This is a genomic window from Micromonospora sp. CNZ299 (assembly GCF_002754415.1).
Genome location: NZ_PEFG01000001.1, coordinates 6,396,755 through 6,421,098 on the forward strand (window position 1 = coordinate 6,396,755; position 24,344 = coordinate 6,421,098).

General features: G+C 71.1%; 16 protein-coding genes. 9 read left to right on the top strand and 7 right to left on the bottom strand.

Features of this window, described 5'->3' with window-relative positions; genetic code table 11:
* Positions 1-20 precede the first annotated feature (20 nt).
* The 3 genes from CLT68_RS28840 to CLT68_RS28850 are packed head-to-tail and all read left to right on the top strand — an operon-like array spanning position 21 to position 2,877.
* A complete protein-coding gene (locus CLT68_RS28840) occupies positions 21-1,502 on the top strand; it encodes a PH domain-containing protein (protein ID WP_099855695.1) in 1,482 nt (493 codons plus the stop codon).
* A 53-nt stretch (positions 1,503-1,555) separates the two neighbouring features.
* Entirely contained in the window at positions 1,556-1,903 is a 348-nt protein-coding gene (locus CLT68_RS28845; RefSeq protein ID WP_099855697.1) for a PadR family transcriptional regulator, read from the top strand.
* Positions 1,904-1,911: 8 nt separating this feature from the next.
* A complete protein-coding gene (locus CLT68_RS28850) occupies positions 1,912-2,877 on the top strand; it encodes a hypothetical protein (RefSeq protein WP_099855699.1) in 966 nt (321 codons plus the stop codon).
* Positions 2,878-2,905: 28 nt separating this feature from the next.
* Here CLT68_RS28850 and CLT68_RS28855 read toward each other — a convergent pair whose 3' ends face one another.
* The gene (locus CLT68_RS28855) at positions 2,906-3,991 is read right to left on the bottom strand and encodes a phosphatase PAP2 family protein (protein ID WP_486482370.1); all 1,086 of its coding nucleotides are present in this window, start codon (positions 3,989-3,991) and stop codon (positions 2,906-2,908) included.
* A 138-nt stretch (positions 3,992-4,129) separates the two neighbouring features.
* Here CLT68_RS28855 and CLT68_RS28860 point away from each other — a divergent pair, with 138 nt between their 5' ends.
* The gene (locus tag CLT68_RS28860; RefSeq protein ID WP_088949190.1) at positions 4,130-4,534 is read left to right on the top strand and encodes a thioesterase family protein; all 405 of its coding nucleotides are present in this window, start codon (positions 4,130-4,132) and stop codon (positions 4,532-4,534) included.
* Positions 4,531-5,361: an MBL fold metallo-hydrolase gene (locus CLT68_RS28865; RefSeq protein ID WP_099855701.1), complete on the top strand. Its 831-nt coding sequence runs from the start codon at positions 4,531-4,533 to the stop codon at positions 5,359-5,361. Before CLT68_RS28860 ends, CLT68_RS28865 begins: the two co-directional genes overlap by 4 nt.
* Positions 5,362-5,382: 21 nt before the next feature.
* On the opposite strand, the gene CLT68_RS28870 is transcribed toward CLT68_RS28865, so the two are convergent.
* Entirely contained in the window at positions 5,383-6,318 is a 936-nt protein-coding gene (locus CLT68_RS28870) for a PfkB family carbohydrate kinase (protein WP_099857770.1), read from the bottom strand.
* Between the two features lie 113 nt (positions 6,319-6,431).
* A complete protein-coding gene (locus CLT68_RS28875; RefSeq protein WP_486482371.1) occupies positions 6,432-7,643 on the bottom strand; it encodes an XdhC family protein in 1,212 nt (403 codons plus the stop codon).
* Between the two features lie 333 nt (positions 7,644-7,976).
* Here CLT68_RS28875 and CLT68_RS28880 point away from each other — a divergent pair, with 333 nt between their 5' ends.
* Entirely contained in the window at positions 7,977-9,074 is a 1,098-nt protein-coding gene (locus tag CLT68_RS28880; protein WP_099855705.1) for a lytic polysaccharide monooxygenase, read from the top strand.
* A 98-nt stretch (positions 9,075-9,172) separates the two neighbouring features.
* Here CLT68_RS28880 and asnB read toward each other — a convergent pair whose 3' ends face one another.
* The gene (gene asnB / locus CLT68_RS28885) at positions 9,173-11,134 is read right to left on the bottom strand and encodes an asparagine synthase (glutamine-hydrolyzing) (protein ID WP_088951893.1); all 1,962 of its coding nucleotides are present in this window, start codon (positions 11,132-11,134) and stop codon (positions 9,173-9,175) included.
* Between the two features lie 128 nt (positions 11,135-11,262).
* Here asnB and CLT68_RS28890 point away from each other — a divergent pair, with 128 nt between their 5' ends.
* From CLT68_RS28890 to CLT68_RS28905, 3 genes are all read left to right on the top strand, one after another.
* Complete coding sequence (locus CLT68_RS28890) at positions 11,263-12,744, top strand: aminopeptidase P family protein (protein ID WP_099855707.1); 1,482 nt, start codon at positions 11,263-11,265, stop codon at positions 12,742-12,744.
* Positions 12,745-13,325: 581 nt separating this feature from the next.
* On the top strand, positions 13,326-15,143 hold the full coding sequence (locus tag CLT68_RS32985) for a right-handed parallel beta-helix repeat-containing protein (protein ID WP_158240965.1): 1,818 nt from the start codon (positions 13,326-13,328) through the stop codon (positions 15,141-15,143).
* Positions 15,144-15,445: 302 nt separating this feature from the next.
* Complete coding sequence (locus tag CLT68_RS28905; RefSeq protein ID WP_099855712.1) at positions 15,446-17,080, top strand: hypothetical protein; 1,635 nt, start codon at positions 15,446-15,448, stop codon at positions 17,078-17,080.
* A 96-nt stretch (positions 17,081-17,176) separates the two neighbouring features.
* Here the strand turns inward: CLT68_RS28905 and pulA are convergent, their stop codons facing one another.
* From pulA to CLT68_RS32750, 3 genes are all read right to left on the bottom strand, one after another.
* Positions 17,177-22,672: a pullulanase-type alpha-1,6-glucosidase gene (pulA, locus tag CLT68_RS28910; RefSeq protein ID WP_099855714.1), complete on the bottom strand. Its 5,496-nt coding sequence runs from the start codon at positions 22,670-22,672 to the stop codon at positions 17,177-17,179.
* A gap of 110 nt (positions 22,673-22,782) precedes the next feature.
* A complete protein-coding gene (locus CLT68_RS28915; RefSeq protein WP_099855716.1) occupies positions 22,783-23,472 on the bottom strand; it encodes a cellulose binding domain-containing protein in 690 nt (229 codons plus the stop codon).
* An 89-nt stretch (positions 23,473-23,561) separates the two neighbouring features.
* Positions 23,562-24,242, bottom strand: coding sequence for a hypothetical protein (locus CLT68_RS32750; RefSeq protein ID WP_143743290.1), 681 nt, complete (start codon positions 24,240-24,242; stop codon positions 23,562-23,564).
* Positions 24,243-24,344 lie beyond the last annotated feature (102 nt).

Genomic DNA, 24,344 nt, shown 5'->3' on the forward strand with positions numbered 1-24,344 from the left:
CAGCGCCGAGGGCTACGCCGATGAGTGACGGGCCCGCCGAGCCGAGCACCGTGCCACCCACCGGCCCGACGCCACCGGGCCCGGTGCTGCCCGCTGGCGCGCCAACTACTGGCGCGGCACCGCCGGGGTCGATCCCGCCGGGGGCGCCCGCGCCGTGGCCGGCACCGGCTGGCGGTGCCGAGGGTGAGCCCCGGCAGCGACTGCACCCGCTCAGCCCGGTCCTGCACGGTGCCAAGTCACTGGTCGTGGTGATCGCCGGGTTGTCCTGGTCGACGCTGTCCCGGGTGGGCTTCGGCTGGTTCGCCGCCATGGTGGCGGTGCTGGCTCTCGGCGCGACAGTGCTGTCGGTGGTGAGCTGGTACAACACCGGCTACCACGTGGTCGGCCGCGAACTACGGGTGTACGAGGGGCTGCTCTGGCGGCGTACCCGGGCCATCCCGTTGGAACGACTGCAGGCCGTGGAGGTGGTCCGACCGCTGCTCGCCCAGCTCACCGGTCTGGCCGAGCTGCGCCTGGAGGTGGTCGGCGGGGGCAAGACCGAGGCGCCGCTGGCGTACCTCGGGGTGGCCGACGCGGCCCGGCTGCGCGAGCGGCTGCTGGCACTGGCCGGGCGGGTCGCGCAGGCACCCGCCCCGGAGCACGCGGGCGCCGCGGTGCTCCCGGGAGCGGCGGCGCCGACGGCGGCCGCGCCGGGCCGGCCACTGCACGCGGTACGCAACCAGAGTCTGCTGATCAGCCAACTGCTCACCCCGCAGGCGTTCCTGCTCCCGTTCGGTGTGGCCTTCGTCGTGGTGCAGTTCCTCACCGCCGGGTCGTGGTCGTTCGTCGCGGTGGCGAGCACGCTGACCGCGATGGCCGGCGTGCTGCTGCAACCGGTGCGGCGGGTGCTCGACGACTGGAACTTCCGGCTGGCCCGCGACGGCGGCACGCTGCGGGTGCACAACGGCCTGCTGGAGACGCGGGCGCAGACCGTGCCGCTGGCGCGGGTGCAGACCGTACGGGCCACCTGGCCGCTGCTCTGGCGGATGAAGGGCTGGCTGCGGCTGCGCCTGGAGGTGGCCGGCTACTCCGTCGCGGAGGCTGATGACCGCAACCGGCCCGACCGGCTGCTGCCGGTCGGTGACCTGCCGACCGCGACGATGATCGTCGCAGAGGTGCTTCCGGGGGTACGCCTCGACGCGCTGGCGCTGAGCCCTCCGCCGACCCGGACCCGGTGGCTGCACCCGCTGGGCCGTCGCGCGTTCGGCGCGGGGCTCTTCGACGAGGTCTTCGTCACCCGCTCCGGGCGGGTCACCCGGCAGGTGGTGATCGTGCCGTACGCCCGCATCCAGAGCGTGCGGGTGGTGCAGGGGCCGATCCAACGCCGACTCGGGTTGGCCTCCGTGCACGCCGACACCGCGGGCGGTTCCGGTGCCACCGCCCAGGACCGCGACCTGGCAGAAGCCTGGGCCCTGGCCGCAGACCTGACCACAAGAGCCCACCAGGCCCGGACCCAGCTCTGACCCGCCACGGTCACGTCATTGCTATATGTATCGCCGTGCGATATATATAGCGCATGGATATCAGTGAGCAGACGTTCCTGATCCTCTCCGCCCTCGCCGACCAACCCCGCCACGGCTACGCGGTGGTGACAGAGGTCGACGAGATGACGGACGGCAGGATCCGGTTACGCGCCGGCACCCTTTACGGGGCCCTCGACCGCCTCGTCACCCAGGGGCTCATCGCCCCCGACCACGACGAGGTGGAGAAGGGCCGGCTGCGCCGTTTCTACAAACTGACCGACGCGGGGGCAGACGCCATCCGTGCCGAGAGCCAGCGGATGGCCACCGCTGTCCGGCTCGCCGAGGAGCGCCTCAACAAGCGTGCCGCCCGCACCGCCCCGCGCTTTGGGACCATCGGATGAGCCCGGACATGAGCCCCCTGGAACGACGATATCGGCGGCTGCTGCGCCTGCTGCCAGCCACGCATCGCACCACCCGCGGAGAGGAACTGCTCGGGCTGCTGCTCGACCTCGACGACGGCCGCCGGCACCCCAGCCGGCACGAGACACTGAACATCATCGCCCTGGCGATCCGCCTGCGATTCACCACGCCCGTCACCACCACGGCCCTGACCACCGGGCTCACCGCCCTGCTCGTCGCCGCCGGCACCCAGCCCGCCGGTTACACCCTGGACCTGTTCACCGGCGCCGTGCTCTCCACCGACATGCCGGCCGTCATCGCCGGTTGGCCGCAGCTTGTCGCTCTCGGTCTGCTGCCCCTCGCACCGCTGATCGCCTGGCTGTGCGGCGCTACCCGGACCGCCCTCACCCTGCAGGCGATATTCCTGACGGCCACCGTAGGTTGGCTCGTCATCGACGTGCTCAGCGGCGCCGGCCTGGGAGTCAATCCCGGCCAACAACTCGTGGCGTTCGCCGCCCCACCGGCCCTGACCCTCGTCCTGCTCGCGATCGCCGCCCGCGAGCGGTGGGCCGTGCCCCGGCCGCGCCTGTTCTGGTGGGCCCTCGTCCCGCTCGGGATCCTCGCCTGGAAGGGCACCGGGGAGTGGGGGCGCCACGGCGTCTACGTTCCCGACGCCGTGCCGACGATTATCGGGATCCTCACCGCCGCCGCCGTCGCTGTCGGAGCCGCCTTCGCGGTCCGCCGTCACCGGCCCGCCGTCATCATCGGCGTCGGACTCACCGGCTTCATCGCCGGATGGTTCGTCCCCGACCCGCTGCTCTCCAACACGGCGATGCGGCATTTCGACGGTCAGCCGCTGCCACTGGCGATCCTCATCATGGCGATCGCCGCCACCATGGCCGGCATCAGTCGCCTCGCCCGTCGCCTCAGGCGCGAGGTGCGGTCGCAACCACCCGACGAACCCGTACTGCGCTGAACGCCAGCTCCGGGTCGGGGACAGGAACCTAACGGTCGGCGGGGATCGCGGGGTGGGTGGTGGTGTCCGGTTCCCGTGGTGACGGGGGCTCGGGCTCGCCGGGCGGGGGTTCGGTGGGCGACGGCGGGGGTTCGGTGGCCGGTGCCGACCTGGCGCTCGGGTGGCGGACGCGCCAAGCCGCCCAGCCGCGCTCGGCCAGACCGACCACCAGGAAGGTCAGCCCCACGTACGCCCAGCCGACCAGCACGTCGATCACGTAGTGCTCACCCGAGTAGACCAGGGTGAAGGTCATCGCCAGCGGGTACGCGAGCAGCAGCGGCCACCAGCGACGGCGGGTGCTGGTCAGGAAGAACAGCACCACGAACAGCGCCCAGGCGGTGTGCAGCGACGGCATCGCGGCGACCGGGTTGGAGGCGATCTGGCCGGCGTTGAGGACGTTGCCGGCGCCGTGCATGCCGAACGCCTTCCAGCCCCGGGTGGAGATCCGGGCGACCTCGGTGAGCAGCCCGTTCTGTGCGGCCCACCACGGCGGGGCGGCCGGGTAGATGAAGTAGGTGACCAGGCCGGCGGCGCAGAGGAAGCCCCAACGCCGCATGTACGCGGCCCAGCGGTGCCGGTCGCGTAGCCAGAGCACCGCGGCGGCGGCCAACGCCACCACGAAGTGCGAGAAGTACACCCAGCTCGCCGCGACGTCCCACCAGTGCACCTGCGGGTGGTAGAGGTGCTGCTGCAACCAGACGGTCGGCACCTCGCCGCCGGTGGCCCAGCCGAACATGAACCGGTCGGCGACGATCAGCTCCATCGCGTGCGGGGTGGCCCCGTTGTCGGCGAACCCACGTGACAGGTTGTACACGACGAACAGCAGCACCACCGGCACCCAGTCCCGGGCGAAGCGCAGGTGACTGCGCCACGGCCGGTCGCTGTTCCAGGCGATGGTCGCGAGCCAGATCCAGACGAAGGCGTACGCCGGGTCGGTGGGCAGCCCGATGGCCAGCCACGCGGCCACGAAGGCGACCGCCCAGACGGTCATCGCGACGACACGACGACGACCCCCGTCCGGGGACGCGGGCGGGTCGGTCCGGGCGGGGGGCTGGGGGTCAGTCACGACGGCCATCGTCGTCAAGGTTAGCGACGGTCGCGGCATCGACCGACGGGGACCACCCGCCGAAGCCGTGCACAGGTGGGCGGTGGTCGACGCCGGGATCCCCGGGCGGGTGCTCGGCGGGCTCGGCGAGCACCTAGGCTGACGACCATGCAGGAGCAGCCCGAGCCGGCCTTCGCGCCGGGTCTGACCGCCCAGGTCGAGTTGACCGTCACCGACGCGGACACCGCCCAGGCGGTCGGTTCGGGGGACGTACCGGTGCTGGGCACTCCCCGGGTGCTCGCGCTGGCCGAGGCGGCCACCGTCGCGGCGACAGCTGTCGAGATGCCGCCCGGGTCGACGACAGTGGGCACCCGGGTCGAGCTGGAGCACCTGGCGCCGACCGTGGTCGGCCGGACGGTCCGGGCGCAGGCGCTGTTGGCGACCGTTGACGGTCGCCGGCTGTCGTTCGAGGTCACGGTCAGCGACGGCGACCAGACGGTGGCCCGGGGCCGGGTGGACCGGATCATGGTGGACCGGCAACGTTTCGTCGAGCGCGCCGGGCGTGCGTCGTGAACGCCGGTTTCGTCGAGGTCGCCGACCGGGTGCACGTGCTGGCCGAGCCGCTGCTGCGGGTCAACGTCACCCTGGTCGTGGGCGACGACGAGGCCCTCCTGGTGGACACTCTGTCGTCGGCCGCCCAGGCCACCGACCTGGCCGCCGCCGTCCGGGCGGTCACCGACCGCCCGTTGACGCTGGTCAACACCCACCACCACTACGACCACTGCTTCGGCAACGCCGTCCTGGCCGGCGACCCACCCCGTCCGGTGTACGCGCACGAGCTGGCCGCCGCCGCCCTGCGCCAAGAGCCGGAGCGGCTGCGCCGGGAGGCGTACGAAGAGGTGCGCACGGAGCACCCGGCGCTCGCCGCCGAGCTGGCCGACACCCCGCTGCTCGCCCCGACGCACACCGTGCAGACGGAGACGGCACTCGACCTGGGTGGTCGGCGGGTGCTGCTGCGGCACCCGGGGCGGGGGCACACCGAGGCCGACCTGGTGGTGCACGTGCCGGACGCCGACGTGTTGATCGCCGGGGACCTGGTGGAGCAGAGTGGCCCGCCCGCCTTCGAGGACTCGTACCCCCTGCGGTGGCCGGACGCGGTCGCGGACCTGCTGCGGCTGACGACCGCGCGCACGGTGGTGGTGCCGGGCCACGGCGACCCGGTGGACGTCGATTTCGTCCGCGCCCAGCACGCCGAGCTGGCGAAGCTGGCCTGGCTGATCCGGGCCGCGCACACCGGCAGCGCGCCTCCGGAACGGGTGGCCGCCGAGGCTCCCTTCGGTGCGCGCGCCGCCCTGATCGCCGCCCGGCGCGGCTACCGCGAGCTCGACGGCGAGGCCTAGCTCAAAAATCGACGGCGAGGCCTAGCTCGGGAAGCGACGTTCGACGTCGGCGCGGGTGGGCATGGCGGTGGCGCCGCCGGGTGATTCGCAGACCAGGCCCGCCACCCGCAGCGCGAACGCGACCCGCTCGACCCAGCCTGCCGGGGAGTCCGGTTCGCCGTCGACGAGCAGGTCGGCGATCAGCGCGGCCATGACCGAGTCACCGGCACCGGTGGCGTCGATCGCGTCGACCTTGGGGGCCGGCACCCTCACCGGGTCGGCGTCGGCGGCGGCCAGCACGGCACCGGCCGCGCCGAGGGTCACCACCACCGTGGCAGCGCCCAACTCACGCAGGTACGCCGCCACCCCCTCGACCGGTTCACCCGGGTAGAGCAGCCCGGCGTCGGCGGCGCTCAGCTTGACCAGGTGCGCGCCGGCGGCGAACTCGGCCACCACCTCGCGCAACCCTTGCAGCGCGGCCGGCCCGTCCAACAGCCGGGGACGCACGTTCGGGTCGAGGACCCGCAGACCGGTGGCGAGCGACCAGGCGTGTCGGGCGGCGGCGAGCGTGCGGGGTTGCAGCAGCACGATGGAGCCGCAGTAGAGCACGTCCGCGCCCTCCAACTGCGCGAGATCCAGGTCGTCGGGGCCGAGCAGACCGTAGGAGACCGGCTCGCCGTAGAAGCGGAAGTCGGGTTCCGGTCCGGCGTACGTGACCACCGCGAGAGTGGTCGGCGCCGCCACCGTGACCGCGCCGGCCACCCCGACGTCGACAGCGCTCAGGAAGGTGCGAATCCGACCGCCCAGCACGTCGTCGCCGAGCGAGCCGACGAACTGCGCCGCGCCACCGAGGCGGGCCACGCCCACTGCGACGTTGAGCGGACCGCCGCCGATCGCCTGCCGGTAGACGCGCTCCCCGTCACGCTCGCTGTCGAGCAGGTCGACGAGCGCCTCGCCGAGCACCACCGCGTATCCCATGCCGATCCTCTCGTCGTCGCCAATCGCCACCGGGCGTCGTCCGCCGGGCCGACCGCCGTGGCATCAGGCTGGCACAGCGGGCCACCCGGCGGGCGGCGAAGGCGACGCAACGGCTACCCCGGCCGGTGGATCGGCCCGTCGAGCGCCGCCAGTGGGCGGCCGGTGCCGCCCCACCGGGCCGCGACGATCTGCGCGGCCACACTCACCGCGGTCTCCTCGGGTGTACGACCACCGAGGTCCAACCCGATCGGCGAGGCGAGCCGGGCGAGCTGCGCCTCGGTGAGCCCTGCCTCGCCCAGCAGCTTGAGCCGGTCGTCGTGGGTGCGGCGCGAGCCCATCGCGCCGACGTACGCCAGCGGGTGGCGCAGCGCCAACTCCAGCAGCGGCACGTCGAACCTCGGGTCGTGGGTGAGCACGCACACCACCGTCCGCTCGTCGACCCGACCGGCGTCCACCTCGGTACGCAGGTAGCGGTGCGGCCACTGCACCACCACCCCGTCCGCCTCGGGGAAGCGTCGCACGGTGGTGAAGACCGGCCGGGCGTCGCAGACGGTGACCCGGTAGCCGAGGAACGCGCCGATCCGGGCGACGGCAGCGGCGAAGTCGATGGCCCCGAAGACGATCATCCGAGGCGGGGTGGCGTACGCGGTCACGAAGAGGCTGACGCCGGAGCCCCGGCGCTGCCCGGAGTATCCGTACCGGAGCATCCCGCTGTGCCCGGCGGCGAGCAGTCCGAGGGCGTCGGCGCTGGCGGCGTCGTCGAGCCGATCGTCGCCGAGCGAACCGATCGGGTGCTGGCCGCCGGCCAGCACCAGCCGCCGGCCAAGTCGCCGGGCCGGATCGGTCGGCTGCGTGCCCGGAGAGTGGCCGCCCAGTGGGTTCTCGGCATCGGCCAGTGCGCCGCCGGCATCGGCCGCCACGCAGGTGACCACCGCCGCCGGTTGGGCGGCCCGGCGGGCGGCGGCGACCGCGTCCAGCCCGGGCAGGGCGCCGGGGTCGACGCGCTCCACGAACACGTCGAGGACACCGCCGCAGGTCAGGCCCACCGCGTACGCGTCGTCGTCGCTGATTCCGTACCGGATCAGCTCGGGTGCTCCGGTGGCGAGCACCCGGCGGGCCCGTTCGTATAGATCCGCCTCGACGCAGCCGCCGGACACGCTGCCGGTGACAGTGCCGTCGGCCGCGACCAGCATGGTCGCGCCGGGCGGCTGCGGCGCGGAGTGCCAGGTGGCCACGACGGTGGCCAGGGCGACCGACTCGCCGGCGCGGCAACGGCGGTGTGCCTCGTCGAACACGTCCGGCACCCGCTGCCGCCTCTCCGTCACGTCGTTTCCGTACGCAGGATATGGCGTGCACCGACCGCCGACGGGTCTTTTGATTCATCGAGGAACGGCTATTGCATTGTGGCGGCGGGGCGTGATGGGATGACGCGTACCGGGCGGTGCGAGGGCTGCGGCACCACCGGTTGCCGGGTTCGTAAGACGCGAGGGCAACGGTCCAGGACAGGACCGTCGACGGCGCACGTCCACCGGCCGATTCCCGCCGGGGCAGGTCGCCGTGACCGTCGCACCGCGCACGACAGCGGTGCGATCACGCCACATCCCACCCGATTTCGGCGGGGCGGCCTGGGCTGCGCGCCTCGCGAGTCAGGAGAACCCGTGAACCGTTCCCGTACGGCCGCACTGCTCACCGCGGCCCTGACCCTCGCGCTGGGCGCCGTCGCCCTGGCGTCCAGTCCACAGCCGGCCGCCGCGCACGGCGCGGCGATGACCCCGGGCAGCCGGACCTACCTGTGCTGGCAGGACGGCCTCAGTTCGACCGGTCAGATCACGCCGACCAACCCCGCGTGTTCCGCTGCCGTGGCGCAGAGCGGGGCGAACTCGCTCTACAACTGGTTCAGCGTGCTGCGCTCCGACGCCGGTGGCCGGACCACCGGCTTCATCCCGGACGGGCAGCTCTGCAGCGGCGGCAACTCCGGTTACCGCGGCTTCGACCTGGCCCGCACCGACTGGCCGCTGACCCACCTGACCGCCGGGGCGCGGTTGGACTTCCGCTACAGCAACTGGGCGCACCACCCGGGCACGTTCTACTTCTACGTGACCAAGAACAGCTGGAGCCCGACCCGGGCGCTGGCCTGGAGTGACCTGGAGGAGCAGCCGTTCCTCACGGTGACCAACCCGCCGCAGCGTGGGGCGGTCGGCACCAACGAGGGCCACTACTACTTCAGCGGCAACCTGCCGTCGGGCAAGAGCGGCCAGCACATCATCTACTCCCGCTGGGTCCGCTCGGACTCGCAGGAGAACTTCTTCGGCTGCTCCGACGTCGTCTTCGACGGCGGCAACGGCCAGGTGACCGGCGTGAAGGGCGGCGGCTCGACGCCGACCCCGACGCCGACCACCCCGACGCCCGGGCCGACCGACCCGCCGCCGACGACCACCCCGCCGCCGGCGGGTGGCGACTGCATGGCCGTCTACAAGGTGAGCAGCGCCTGGCAGGGTGGCTTCCAGGGCGAAGTCACGATCATGAACCACGGCAGTACGCCGTTCAACGGCTGGACCGCGAGCTGGACCTGGCCCAACGGGCAGTCGATCAGCCAGATCTGGGGCGCGACACAGACGTCGTCCGGCTCGTCGGTGACGGCGACAAATGTGGCCTACAACGGCACTGTCGCACCGGAAGGCACCACGACGTTCGGCTTCCTGGCCAGCACCACAGGAACGAACGGCCTCCCCACAGTCACCTGCGCCCGCCGCTAACCACTACCACCACCACCCCCTGAAATGATCAAGAGGTTTGCGTCACCGGAACCGCTCCGGATGACGCAAACCTCTTGATCAACAGAGTCGGGCCAGGGTCAGCGGACCATGGAGCCCACCACCGGCTTCGTGAGCAGGGCGGACTGGTTTCGCTGGATGCCCGGGTCGAGGGTCTTCGCCACGAAGATCGCGTGCCAGATGCAGAAGATCAGCACCGTCCACACCTTGCGGGAGTGGTCGGCCTCCTCCCGCTTGTGCTCGTCGAGCAGCCGCAGCGCGTACGACAGGTCGAGCAGGTCGCCCGCGCCCGAGGTGCTCAGCACGTGCCGGGCCCACTCGTACATCTCGCCGCGCAGCCAGACCCGGGTCGGGGTCGGGAAGCCCAGCTTCTTGCGGTTGACGATGGCCGGCGGCACGACACCCTGCAACGCCTGGCGCATCGCGTACTTCGTCGCGTCGGAGCGCGGCGGCAGCTTCAGGTCCACCGGGATCTTCGCCGCGACGTCGAACACCTCGCGGTCGAGGAACGGCACCCGCACCTCCAGCGAGTGCGACATCGAGATCCGGTCGGCCTTGACCAGGATGTCGCCGCGCAGCCAGGTGTAAAGGTCGACGTACTGCATCTTGGTGACGTCGTCCAGCTCGGTGCACTCGGCGTAGATCGGGGCGGTGACGTCGGTGTAGCGCACCGAGGGGTCGTAGCGGCGCATCAGGTGCTGCTTCTCCTCCTCGGTGAACATCCGGGCGTTGCCGTAGTAGCGCTCCTCGATCGGGGTGGTGCCACGCTCCAGGAAACTCTTGCCCTTGACGCCCTGCGGGATCGCCTTGGAGACCGCGCGCAGGCCCTTCTGCACCCCGCCGGGCAGGCCGTTGACGGTCCCCAGCGACAGCGGCTCGCGGTAGATCGTGTAGCCGCCGAAGAACTCGTCGGCACCCTCACCGGAGAGCACCACAGTGACGTGCTCGGCGGCCTTCTTGGCCACGAAGTAGAGCGGCACCAGCGCCGGGTCGGCCACCGGGTCGTCCAGGTGCCAGACGATCTTCGGCAGCGCGTCGATCATGTCCTGCGGACCGATCTTGGTGGGGATGGTGGTGACGTCCAGGTGCCGCGCCGACTCCTGGGCGACGTCGATCTCCGAATAACCCGGTACGTCGTAGCCGACGGTGAACGTCAGGATGTTCGGGTTGAACTCCCGGGCCAGCGCCACCACCGCTGTCGAGTCGATGCCACTGGACAGGAACGAGCCGACCGGCACGTCGGAGCGCATGTGCATGCGCACGCTCTCCCGCAGCGTCTCCCGGATCTCGTGGTAGAGCTTCTGCTCGTCGTCGACCGGCGCCGGCCGGAACACCGGCCTGTACCACCTACGCACGTCGATGCGCCCACCCGGCGTCCAGTTCAGGTATTCTCCCGAGCCGATCCGGCTGATGCCCTTGTGCAGGGTGCCGGGCTCCGGGACGTACTGCAGCGTCAGGTAGTGGCTCAGGTTGGCCGTGTCGACGCCCGCGTCGCCCTGGTAGTTGCTGTGCGCGAACGGCAGCAACGCCTTCTTCTCCGACGCCAGGTAGAGGCCGTCGGCGGTCTCCAGGTAGTGCATGGGCTTGATGCCGAAGTAGTCGCGGGCACCGAACGCGCGCCGCTCCTGCCGGTCCCAGATGACGAAGGCGAACATCCCCCGCAGCCGGGTGAGCACCTGCTCGCCCCAGAAGTGGTAGCCCGCCACGATCACCTCGCCGTCGCCGGCGGTGGCGAACTGCGCGCCGAAGTTCCTGATCAACTCCTCGCGCAGCTCGATGTAGTTGTAGATCTCACCGTTGAAGGTGAGCAGGTAACGGCCGTTCGCGTAGGGCAGCGGCTCGTGACTCGACGCGACGTCGATGATGGCCAGCCGCTTGTGGGCGAACACGCCGTCCGCGTACCGGCCGGAAGCGTCGCCGACCACCTCGACCCCGGTCTCGTCGGGGCCGCGGTGGTGCAGGCATTCCAACGCTCCGGCGATGTGGTCGCGATGCGCGGCGGCGTTACCGTTCGCGCTGAAGAAGGCCAGAAGTCCGCACATGGTGGTCATCTTTCCACGCGCGCTGTCGGCCCGTCGCAGCCGTCCGTCGATCCGCCCGCCGGGGGCGTCGCCACGAACCGGGCGCGCGGTACCGTCGGGATCAGCAACGAAGCGGAGGGAGCGGCGCAATGACCGAGGGACAAACCGACGGTACGCCGACGGACGGCACGGAATCGCACGATCCGGACTTCCCGGAGGCCTTCCTGTCCTTCATGCGGCAGGGCTGGAGCGACACCGCGCTCCCCGTGGCGCCCCGGCCGGAGACGCCCAACTACGCCAAGAGGCGTGCCGCGCTCTCCGCGGCCTTCCCCGGCGAGACACTGGTCATCCCCACCGGCACCGAGAAGGTCCGGGCCAACGACACCGACCACCCGTTCCGGCCGGGCAGTGACTTCGCCTACCTGACCGGCGACCACGACGCCGACAGCGTGCTGGTGCTGCGCCCAAACGGCTCAGGGCACGACGCGACGCTGTACATGCGACCCCGGTCGTCCCGGGAGACCGACGAGTTCTTCCGCAGCCGCAACGGCGAGCTGTGGGTGGGCCGGCGGCACACGCTCAGCGAGAAGTCGACCGAGCTGGGCCTGCCCACCGCCGACCTGACCGGCCTGGAGGCGACTCTCGCCGACCTGGCGCCGGGGCGTACCCGGGTGTTGCGCGGCTTCGATGCCCAGGTGGACGCGGCCGTCCGCGCCTACGACGGCCCGCGCGCCCAGGGGCAGCCGGCCCGCGACCGGGAGCTGGCGATCGCCATCTCGGAGATGAAGCTGGTCAAGGACGAGTGGGAGATCAGCCAACTCCAGGACGCTATCGACGCCACCGTACGCGGCTTCGAGGACGTGGCCCGGATCCTCCCGGCGGACCGCGCGGTCTCCGAGCGCCTCCTGGAGGGTGTCTTCGCGCTGAGGGCCCGGCACGACGGCAACGACGTCGGGTACAGCTCGATCGTCGGCGCCGGCGAGCACGCCACGATCCTGCACTGGGTGCACAACCACGGCGTCACCCGGCCGGGTGACCTGCTGCTGATGGACATGGGTGTCGAGGGCCGAAACCTCTACACCGCCGACGTGACCCGGGTGCTGCCGGTGAGCGGGCGGTTCACCGCCCTGCAACGCCAGGTCTACGACATCGTGTACGCCTCGCAGCAGGCCGGCATCGAGGCCATCCGCCCCGGGGTGAAGTTCAAGGACGTCCACCTGACCTGCATGCGGGTGCTCGCCGAGGGCCTGTCCGAGCTGGGTCTGCTGCCGGTGAGCGTGGACGAGGCGATGGACGAGAAGTCGACGGTCTACCGGCGGTGGACGCTGCACGGCTTCGGCCACATGCTCGGCATCGACGTGCACGACTGCTCGAACGCCCGCAAGGAGACGTACCGCGACGGCGCGCTCGGCGAGGGCTACGTCCTCACCGTCGAGCCGGGGCTGTACTTCCAGCCGGAGGACGAGCTGGTCCCCGCCGAGCTGCGCGGCGTGGGCATCCGGATCGAGGACGACGTGCTGGTCACCGCGACCGGCGCGGTGAACCTCTCCGCCGGGCTGCCGCGCACCTCCGACGAGGTGGAGACCTGGCTGGCCGAGCAGCGCGAGGCGGGTCCCCGCCTGCCCGGCTGACCACCGCACCAGCCCTCACCGCACCAGCCCTCACGCACCGGCGTCGCCGCCAGCCGACCAACGGCCCGGCGGCGCCGGTGTGCCGTTGTCGACCAGGCCCTCCAGCCCGGGCGCGCCGGTGTGCCGTTGTCGACCAGGCCCTCCGGCCCGGGCGGTGCGCCGGTCCCGGCGCCGCCCGACCCAGACTCGCCTCTCGTGTCGACTCCCCTTCACGGAAACCGGGCTGTCCAGGGCGCACGGACACCGCGTCTTCCGTGAACCCGAGTGGATCAACCCCTCGGCGCGCCTGCCGCTGGACGGCGGGCGGCACGCAGGCCAGGTGGGAACGTCCGTTCCCGCGACGGTGGTGACCTTCACCCGCCCGAGTCGGCGTTTGCGCTGCTCACACCCTTTTCACCAACCCGGACCGCTTGCCCGCCGTCATCCGCCCTGCGCCGAATGCGGGGTTATCTCGGATACGTCCGCATCGCGAAGATGGTTCTCATACGGTGGGGATCAGAGGCTGCAACCGATTTGTAGCTGGTCGTGGCGCCTCAGGCGGTGCGACCCCGTCTGGTAGCAGGAAAGGGCGGAAGGCTCTGATGTCCAACGACGTAACGAGTACCGACGGCGGGGCCTCGACAGCTCCGCCGACACGACGACGGCGGGCGCTGTGGGTCGCCGGCGTGGCCGGGCTGACCGGTGTGGTCGGTCTGGCGGCCCTCGGCGGCGTGGCCGCCAGGGACGACAAGCCCAAATCTGACCAGGTCTCCGACGCGCAGCCGTCGACCAACCGGCAGAACGTCAGTGACGCTGGCGGCGCGGACGAAGGCGGCGCCAAGGAAGTCGACGCTCGGGACGACGAGTGGAGCGGCGACGACTGGAGCGGCTTCGACGACCGGTCCGGCAAGGACGACAAGCGCCAGGACGACAAGCGCGACGAGAAGGACCGCACCAAGCAGGTCCCGTGCGACACGGACAAGCTGATCCAGGCCATCACGTTCGCGAACAACGAAGATGGCGGCGTACTGGAGTTGGCCAAGGGCTGCACCTACACCCTGACCCGCAACCAGGACGGCAACGGCCTGCCGGTGATCACCCAGCCCATCACCCTGAAGGGCGAGCACACGACCATCGGCCGTGAGGCCACGGCCGACTACTTCCGGATCCTCAACGTCGGCCCCGGGGGGCACCTCACCCTCAAGGGTCTGAGCATCAGAGGTGGTCAGACCCTTCAGTCCTCGATGGCAGTCGACGCCGCGACGGTCTGGGCGCCGTACTCGGCCCTGGTCCGGTCCACCGTGGCCGGCCCGGCAGCGAAGCCGGCAGCCACAACGGCGGCGAAGCCGGCAGCCACAACGGCAGCCAAGCCCGCGGCAACAACGGCGGCCAAGGCCGGAGCCAAGCCCGCAGCGACAGCGGCAGCGAAGCCGGCAGCGGCCAAGCCCGCAGCGAAAGCGAAGGCGACGGCGAAGACGGCAGCCGCCAAGCCGATCGCCGCGGAGGCGAAGCCGGCGGGGGCCGGAACCGCGGTGCCGCTGGTCGAGCAGCCCGGGTTCACCGACGGAGCCGGGGTGCTGGTGCAGCCCGGTGGCCGCGCGGAGATCCTGGACAGCGAGTTGCTCTACAACCAGTCCGGTGGCAACGGCGGCGGCCTGGCCAACTTCGGCAGCACCAGGCTCAGCAAGACGACAGTGGCGCACAACACCGCCTTCTTCTTCGGCGGCGGCATCTTCAACGCCGGGGTGCTCCAGGTCGACGAGTCGAAGGTGAAGGACAACACCGGGATCATCGGCGGCGGCGGTATCGCCAACGGCGCGGCCGGGATCTTCACCGACAGCGTCGACGGTGGCTCGGTCTGGGTCTACAAGAGCGAGATCACCGACAACGAGACGCTCGGCTTCGGCGGTGGCGTGCTGGACGTCGAGGGCACCACGACCCTGCACTACACGACGGTCAGCGGGAACACCGCGGTCCTCGCGGGCGGCGGCGTGGCCGTGGCCGACAGCCAGCTCACCCTCAAGAACGCCACGGTGGTCAGCAACAGCACCGCCGGTGTGGGTGGCGGCGTGGCGGTCACCTTCGACAGCGCCGCAACCGTGGAGAACAGCAAGATCAACGACAACACCGCCGGGTTCTTCGGCGCCGGCCTCTACAACGAGGACAGCGTCACCACGCTGCGCGACAGCGAGGTGGTGGGCAACCGGGCCGTCGGTCCGTTCGCCCGCGGCGGCGGCATCTTCAACACCGAGGGGAGCGAGGTGACGCTCCGCCGGACGAAGGTGGCGCACAACTTCTCCACCCTCCCGCCGGGGGGAATCTTCAACAGCCTCGGCGGCACGGTGACGCTGGACGACGAGTCGGCGGTCACTGCCAACCGCCCGACCAACTGCTTCAACGTTCCGGACTGCTTCGCCTGATCGGGTGGGGCTGAACCACATAGAAGAGGTACGCCTCTCCGCGCCGTCACCGGCTCGGAGGGGCGTACCCGTTTGGCAGGTCAAGAGGGGTCTACGGCCGTCCTGGGCGGCAGTGGGCACGGCGGGGTGTCCCGGCCTTTCCGGATGCAACATGAACCGAATGTGGGCTTCTTTCGGATAAGCCCGCGAGGCGAGGAACCTTCTCATACGGTGGTTTTGGGAGCTACAACCGATTTGTAGCAGGGGACGCCCGTCTGACGGCGGCGACCCTGTCTGGTACGAGGAGAGGGCAGAGAGCTCCGATGTCCAACTACCTAACGAACAACGAAGCCTCCGGGCGGGCGGCGGCCAAGCGCCGCCGCAAGCTCTGGCTCGCCAGTGGCGTAGCCGGTTTGACGGGCGTGATCAGTCTCGCGGCGGTTGGCGTCGCGGGCAGCGCCGGAGCCGTCGGCCTCGACTGGAACACCGCGCAGGTCAGCAAGGACGGCGACCAGCGGGGTGACGAGGGACGCGACTGGGACAAGGACAAGGGCGAGGACCGGAACAAGGACAAGGACAAGGACCACGAGCGCGGAAGGGAGGTGCCCTGCGACACCGACAAGCTGATCCAGGCGATCGTGTTCGCCAACAGCAAGAACGGCGGTGTGCTGGAGCTGGCCAAGGGCTGCACCTACAACCTGACCCGCAACGACTACGAGGGCAACGGCCTCCCGGTGATCACCGAGCACATCACGCTCAAGGGTGAGCACACGACGATCTCCCGGGAAGCCACCGCGGACTACTTCCGCATCCTGAACGTCGGCGCTGGTGGTCACCTCACCGTCAAGGGCCTGACCATCAAGGGTGGCCAGACCCTCGAACTGGAGAACGGCGTCGAGCCGGCTGCGGTCTGGGCGGCCTACTCGGACTCCGAGGCGCTCGCCGCCCAGGTGAAGGCCGGCACCCCGCTGGCCCAGGCGCTCACCGCGCGGCAGGCCAACCCGAAGGCGGGCCTGAAGGCCGCGCCGAAGGTCACCCCGAAGGCTCAGGCGGGCGTCGTGACGCCGCTCGTCCAGCAGCCGGAGGAGAACGACGGCGCCGGCATCCTGGTCCAGCCGGGTGGCACCGCCGAGATCCTGGAGTCCGAGGTCGTCCTCAACCAGTCGGGCGGCAACGGCGGTGGCGTGGCCAACTTCGGCACCACGAAGATCTGGCACAGCACCGTCGCCCGTAACACCGCCTTCTTCTTCGGTGGTGGTGTCTTCAACGCCGGCCTGCTCAAGGTCGAGGAGTCGAAGATCAAGGACAACACCGCCGTCATCGGTGGTGGCGGTATCTCCAACGGCGCCGCGCCGATCTTCACCGACGATGTCAACGGCGGGACCGTCGAGATCAGGAAGGGTGAGATCAGCGACAACGAGACGCTCGGCTTCGGCGGTGGCCTCCTCGACATCGAGGGCAACACCACGGCGTACGAGACCAAGTTCGTCTCGAACACCGCAGTCCTCGCCGGTGGCGGTCTCGTTGCGGCGGACAGCCAGCTGAACCTGCACCACGTCTCGATCGAGAAGAACAGCACCGCTGGTGTCGGTGGCGGTGTGGCCATCGCCTTCGACAGCGCGGTCACGTTCGAGAAGAGCAGCATCAAGGACAACACCGCCGGGTTCTTCGGCGGCGGGCTCTTCAACGTCGGCAGCGTCACCACGCTGCGCGACAGCGAGGTCGTCGGCAACCGGGCCGTGGGCCCGATCGGGGTCGGCGGCGGCATCTTCAACATCTTCGGCGAGGTCAACCTGTCGAAGACGACGGTCGCCCACAACTTCTCCACCTTCGAGCCGGGCGGTGTCTTCAGCTTCTTCGGAGAGGTGAACGTGGACGAGAAGTCCGCCATCACCGCCAACCGTCCGACCAACTGCCTGGCCATCCCGGGCGGCACCATTGAGAACTGCTTCGCCTGATCACCCTTGGGTGACGATGGCACAGCAGGGGTGACAGCACAACGGACCGGCCCCCTTCCGCACCACGCGGAAGGGGGCCGGTTCACGTTCACGTCACTACTTCTGGACGAACACCGCCACGCTGCGCGCCGGGACGCTGAACGTGCCGGCCGCCCGGTCGAACGAGGCGGTACGCAGCGCCGGATCGGCCGAATCGACCAGCACCGGGTGCAGTGCCACGTCCGCACCGCGCAGGTCGGTCACCGTCTGCTTCGCCGTCTCCGGGGTGCTGTTGAAGACGACGGTCAGCGACTTCCACGACCCGCCCAGCCCTCGGGCGTCGAGCGTCATGGTCAGCACGCCGGGCGTCTCCTGCTCCCCGGACAACGGGAACGCCACCCGCTGCTGCACCTGCTCGGCGGTGGCCAGCCCGAACACGGGCGACGACGCCCGGATGCGCAGCAGCTCGGCGTACCGGGCGTCGGTGGTGTTGATGGCCGCGCAGTCCGGCACCAGCGCCGGGTCCGCCAGCAGGGGCTTGGCGTACGACCACTTGTCCTCGTTGTCCTGCGCGGGCGGCAGGCCGGCGCCGAACCCGTTGCCCCGCTCGCAGCCCCAGCGGATCTGGTTGAACCAGTCTCCGGAGTTGTACGAGTTGCGGTCCAGTGACTTCGACCGCAGCCGTTCGGTGCCCGCGGTGACGAACCCGGTGCCCTGCCCCAGCACCACGGTGCCCAGCGCCAGCACCTGCATGCGGGAGCGGTCGGTCGCCGAGGTGGCCTGCGGCAGTTTGTAGGCCAGCGCGTCGTACAGGATCTCGTTGTCGTGCGCGTCGACGTAGGTGACGGCCTCCCCCGGAGCGGCGGTGTAGCCGGCCGGGGAGCCGTTGTAGTCCACCTGCGCGCCGGTGACCTGCCGTCCGACGGTGTCGGTGAACCGGTACCCGCGCAGGTTGCCGGTGAGCCCCACCTTGATCAGGTCGTGGGCGTGCAGCAGGCGCGCCTTCTGCTCGGCCGCCGACCCGTTGACCGCGTCGCCGTTCGGGTCGGTGTAGAGCCCGGACGCGAAGCCCTGCACGCGGGGGTTGGTGTCGAACGGTCCGCCGCCGCGTACCGCGTCGCGCAGCCGGTCGTTGAAGGTGCCGATGCCGGTGCCGGCCATGTTGGCCTGGGTGGCCTGGACGAAACGGGCGTCGTTGGCGACCTCACCGAAGTTCCAGCCCTCGCCGTAGAGCATGATCGCCTTGCCGTCGACACCGTCGCGGGCGACGGTCAGCCGGTCCAGGGCGCTGCGGACGGCGAGGATGTTCGCCTTCGGGTGGTGACCCATCAGGTCGAACCGGAAACCGTCCACCTTGTACTGCTTTGCCCAGGTCACCAGCGAGTCGACGACCAGCTTGCCCATCATGGCGTGCTCGGGCGCGGTGTTGGCGCAGCAGGTGGAGTTGGCTACCGTGCCGTCCTCCAACAACCGGTGGTAGTAGCCGGGCACGACCTGGTCGAGCACCGACTTGTCGTCGACACCGGCGGCCGAGGTGTGGTTGTAGACCACGTCCATCACCACCCGCAGCCCGGCGCCGTTCACCCCGGCGACCATCCGCCGGAACTCGGTGGTCCGCGCCGCACCGGCCGGGTCGACGGCGTAGCCGCCCTCCGGGACGGTGTAGTGCAGCGGGTCGTACCCCCAGTTGTAGCCGTCGGTTTCGGCGACCGCCGCCACGCACTTCTGCTGTTCCGCGGAGTCCGGCGGGAGCGCCGCCAGGTCGCAGGCGGGCTGCCGCTGGTCGGCCCGCTTCTCCGGGATCGTCGCGAAGTCGAACGCCGGCAGCAGGTGCAGGTGGGTGACACCGGCGTCACCGAGCGCGCGCAGGTGGGTCATCCCGGCGGTCTTCGGGTCGGTGAAGGCGAGGAACGTTCCCCGCCGCTCGGCCGGCACGGTCTCGTCGGCGATGGAGAAGTCGCGTACCGACAGTTCGGAGATCTGCGCCTTCGCCGGGTCCACCGGCGCCGGTTTGCGCAGCGTCCGCCAACCCACCGGGGCCAGCGCCGCGTCGTTCAGGTCGACCAGCAGGCTGTGCGTGGAGTCCGCGGCGAGAGCCACCGAGTACGGGTCGGTCACCGACGCGGTGACCATCTTCTGCACCGCCGGCTGCCACGCCCGCACCTGGTACCGGTAGTACTTGCCGACCCAACTCTGGTTGCCGCGCGCCGACCAGACACCGGTGCGGTCGTCGCGGCGCATCGGCACGGTCCTCGGCGCGGCGGTGGGCGAGTCGAACAGCTGCAACGCCACGGTGCGCGCGGTCGGCGCCCACAGCGCGACGCTCGGCGTCCGGCCCGCGAACGTCGGCCCGAGGGTGGCGTCGGTGGCCCGCGCGTACACGTCGTCGAGCACGCCGGGGATCTGCACGCCGGTCGCCGCGAGCAGGGCACCCTCCGCGTCGCGTTCGGTCACCAGCACCTGCCCCCGCAGCGCCGCCGGGACCTTGGCCAGGTCGCCCCGGTCCAGCGCGAAGCTACGGTACGACCACAGGTGCGGGAACGTCGTGCGCTGGGCCTCGGTGAGCCCATTGCGCTGCGCCCGCAACGGCAACGTGGTGTACGTCCCGGTCAGTTCCCCGTCGACCACGCCGACCCCGCCCTCAGGCGCGACGACGAGCGCGTACGTCCTGCCGTCGGTCGGCGGGGTCTGCCACACCACCGTGGATCGGTCGATCCAGTGCGCCCTCTGCTTGCTGATGTCGGTGTCCGCGTTGACGCTGGTCGCCGTGGACGGCAGCAACCGGCCCGGCGTGGCGGCGAGCAGCCACACCTCCCGGCCCGCGCTGGCGAAGTCGAGCCGCTGGTCGTCGGGCAGATCCTTGGTGTCGCCCTGGTGGATGACGTAGTTCAGCCCGGTCGCGCCGGCGGCCAGCGGCACCCGGAACACCGCCCCGAACGCGTCAGTCCTTGTGGGCTTCAGCGGCGCGGACCACTCGGTAGGGTTGGCCGCGCCGTCCCACAGGTGCAGGCCCCAGCCGTCGTAGTTGCCGTCGGCCCTCCGATAGTGGATCACCGCGGTGCCCTCCTCGACCGCCGGATCCGGTTCACCGGTGGCCGCCTGCCTGCTCGGGTAGACCACCGGGTCACCCTGTTTGAGCCAGACCTCGCCGGTTGCCGTGACGTCGACGCTGCGGTCCTGGGCGACGTCCTTGTTGCCGTCGGAGTCGACCACCACGAAACCCACGGACTTCGCGCCCGGCTTGAGTTTCACCCAGGCGAACCGGCCGTAGGAGTCCTCCCCGGCGAACGGCTGCCCCTTGGGCCACTCGGTGACGTACGCCGGGTCGATGTCCCCCCAGGCATACAAACTCCAGTCGTCGTACCCACCGGCGGGGCGTTGGTAGTGCACCACCGCCCACTCCCGGGACTTGCCCTGTGCCGGCGTACCCACGATGGCCGTGGACCGGGCGGTCGCGGTGCGGCCCCGACCGTCGCGGACCACCGCCTTGTACTCGACGCGGGTGCCGCCGGCCAGGCCGGTCAGGTCGTGCTGCACGGTGTACGGCGCGTGGTCGGCGCTGCCCAGCAACGTCCACCGGCCACCCGCGACCCGGGCGGCGACGGTGACGGTGGCGAGCGGGTCACCGGTCACCTGGGCGGTGACGGCGGCCCGGGTGGCGACCAGCGCGTCCGGAGCCGGGCTGGTGATGGTGATGCGCGGCGCGGCGACCGGGCGCGCGACGGGCGTGCCGGCCCGGTGCACCACCGCCGACAGCGGGGGCACGGTCAGGCTCAGCGTGCCGTCGGCGCCGGCAGTGGCGGTCTGGCTGCCGCCGTAGATGCCGGTGAAGGTGGCGCCGGCCGACCAGGTGTCCACTGTGACAGTCTGCGCGGTGTCGGCGTTGTTCACCGCCACGACGTACTCGGTCCGGTCGGCAGGGGCGATCCGGGAGGCGGCGAAGACGCCGGGGCCGTCGGCGGCGTACCTGGTGACCTGCACACCGTCGCGCAGCGCGGGGTGCGCCTGGCGCAGCCGGCCCAGCTCGGCGATCGTCCGGTACAGCGGGTGGCTGGTGTCGAACTGGTCGCTGGCGTGGGTGCGGTCGGTGCCGAGCAGGTCGTCGTCGAGATAGTCGGGGGTCTTCGAGGCGAACATGTCCTGCCGGGCGTCCTTGTCCCCACCGGGGCCGGTGAAGCCCTGCTCGTCGCCGGAGTAGACGACCGGTTGGCCACGCGTCAGGAACATCAGCTGGTGCGCGAGCTGGTCGCGGCGCAGGTGACTGGCCGGGTCGGTGCCACCACCGGCGACGAACGACCCGATCCGGCCCATGTCGTGGTTGCCGAGGAACGTGGTGAGCCGGCCGGCGTCGGTGTCGCGGGCGGCGTAGAGGTCGTCGCGGGCGTACACGTCGGCGAGGGCCTTCGCCGAGCCGGCACCGGCGGTGTAACCGCGCGCGGCCTCCTGGAAGGCGAAGTCGAGGGTCGCCGGCAGGCCACCCTGCCGCACGTAGCTGGAGCTGATCTCCGGGTCGGCGCTGTAGACCTCGCCGAACATGAAGAAGTCCTTCTTGCCGGCCTTCTCGGCGGCCCGCTGGATGCCCTGGCTGAACTGCGGCCAGAAGTCCATGTTGACGTGCTTCACGGTGTCCAGCCGGAACCCGTCGACGCCGGTCGCGCCGATCCAGTCCCCGTACGCCCTGGTCAGCCCCTGGACCACCTCGGGACGCTCGGTCCACAGGTCGTCGAGGCCGAAGAAGTCGCCGTACTCGCTGTTCTCACCGGCGAACGTGGAGTCGCCCCGGTTGTGGTACATGGTGGCGTCGTTCAGCCAGGCCGGGACCTTGACTGTCGCGTCCTTCGGCTCGGCGAACGTCGGGGTGTACGGGAACGACTCCTGGTCGACCGGAGGGAACGCGCGGCTGCCGTCGGCGTAGTTGCGGTCCTCGAACGCCCGCCCCTGCGCGTCGGTGTACGGCGAGGTCGCCTTGTCCACGTACGCGTACTTGTCCTCGGCGTACTTGATGACGTCGGCGGTGTGGTTGACGATCACGTCGAGGTAGATCTTGATGCCGCGCTGGTGGGCGAGCTTGACCAGGCGCTTCATCTCCTCGTTGGTGCCGAAATGCGGGTCCACCTGGGTGAAGTCGGTGATCCAGTAGCCGTGGTAACCGGCCGAGACGTCGTCGCCGGAGCCCTGCACCGGCCGGTTCTTGAAGATCGGGGCGAGCCAGATGGCGGTGGTGCCCATCCCCTGGATGTAGTCCAACTTGTCGATGACGCCCTTGAGGTCACCGCCGTGGTAGAAGCCCTTGTCGGCCGGGTCGAGCCCGGTCCGCAGCCGGTCGCCGGTGAGGCCACCCCGGTCGTTGCGGGGGTCACCGTTGGCGAACCGGTCCGGCAGGACGAAGTAGAACTGCTCGGCCCGGGCGGAGTTGTCGCCGGCCTTGAGCAGTGCCTCGGCGGAGGGTTCGTTGCTCCACTGGGCGGCGCCGCCGACGGCGACGGGGACACCGGCGGACGCCCGAGGGGCCGCGGCGGCGGCCGGGGGCACGGCGACCGAGGTGCCGACGAGCGTCAAGGTGAGCAGGGAGACGAGGGCCAGGGTGGTGCGCGGTTTCGGCGGGGGTGTCATCGACGCCTTCCTCTGGTCGCTGATTGGCCGCACGCTAACCCTTGCCGAAACATTCTGCAATACCTTGCAAACACAGTCGCAACACAGCAGAGTCCTTGCGGAAACGCGGCTCAGAGCCCGCCGCAGCGCACCCCGTCGACAGTGCACAGCCGCGGCGTACCCGACGTCCGCTCCATGTGGAACCGCAACGACGCCGAGCCACCGGGCCGCACGTCCACCCCACTGACGTACGTGAAGCCGTCGCCGGACTGCCGCACCGTCCCCTGCGGAACGCCCTCCACCCAGGCGGTCACGAACCGTCCGCCGGAGAACTCCAGCCGCACCGTCCAACCACGGCTCTGGGGCGACGCGTTGACCATCGACACCTCGCCGATGAATCCCCCGTCGAAGCTCTGCACCACCCGGTACCGGCCAGTCACCGCCGGCTGCACCTGCGCCGCCCGACTCGGCGACCGCGTCACCGTCGGCCGACCCGTCGACCCGACAGACGGGGCGACCGACGGCGACGGCGTCGCGGCGCTCGGGGGCAACCCGCTCGCACGCGCGGACAACCCCGGCAACGCACCTGCCGGCGACGACGCCGGTGCGGGTTCGCTCGGCGCGGCCTCCGCCGACGGCAGCGGCAACGCCGGCGGAGCCGACGCGCCGTCCGGGGCCGGATCAGGCCCCCGGTACGTGCCCAGGGCCACGAAGAGCAGCACCACCATCACGACGACACCAGCGCCCACCACGATCCAGGGCGACGACACGATGGCGACCGGACCGGGCGACAGTCGCGGGAAGCGACGCATGCCGGACATGTACCTCCCTCAGCGGACCGTCCGGGCAGCGTAGCGACCGGCGGGCGGGCCGGGAAGCGCCGCCGCCGCACCCACGGCCCGAAACCAGCTCAGCCGAGCCGGCAGTCGATCCCGTTGATCGTGCACCGGCGCGGCCGCTCGGCGGACTCACCCCACCCGAGGCGCAGCCGCAGCGTCCGCGAACCACCCGGGTCCAGCGAACGGGTCCCCCGCAACACGAACTCGCCGTTGCCGCGCCCCCGCACCGAGATCCCCTCGTCGTCAGCGATGCGCAGTGCCCACAGGTCGTCGTCGAACGTCAACTCCACCACCCAGTCCACCGACCGGCTCGACTCGTTCGCGATCGACAGCACCGCCGCGTCCCCGTCCCGGCCGCTCGTGCCGACCTCGTACCGGGCGCTGACCGTCTTCGCCACCAGGGGCGTCGACACCGCCGGGGCGCTCGTCCGCCCCGGCGTCGGGGAGCCGGTCACGCTGGCGCGTGGCGACGGCGTCCGACTGCTGCGCGACGGCCGAGGCGACACCGAACGCCGCTCCACACCAGCCGGACTCGGCCCACCCGTCGCCGACGCCGCAGCCGGCACGGTCGGCAGGAACACCGGAGGCGCGGCCTGCGGTCTGGCGTCGCGCTCCCTGGTCCGGAACGACAGCAGCGCGATCACCAGGAGCACCACCAGCGCACACACACCGAGCAGCACCACGATCCACGGCACCGATGCCAACACCCGAGCCGCCCGCGTCCCCGTCGCACCGTCCGGCCGCACCGCCATCAGGTCTCCCCTCGTCCCCCACCGACGCGACAGCGTAGCCAGCACCGGCCAAACCGGGAACCAGGCGGGTACGGATCGGGCCGACCGGCCGACGCGCCACGG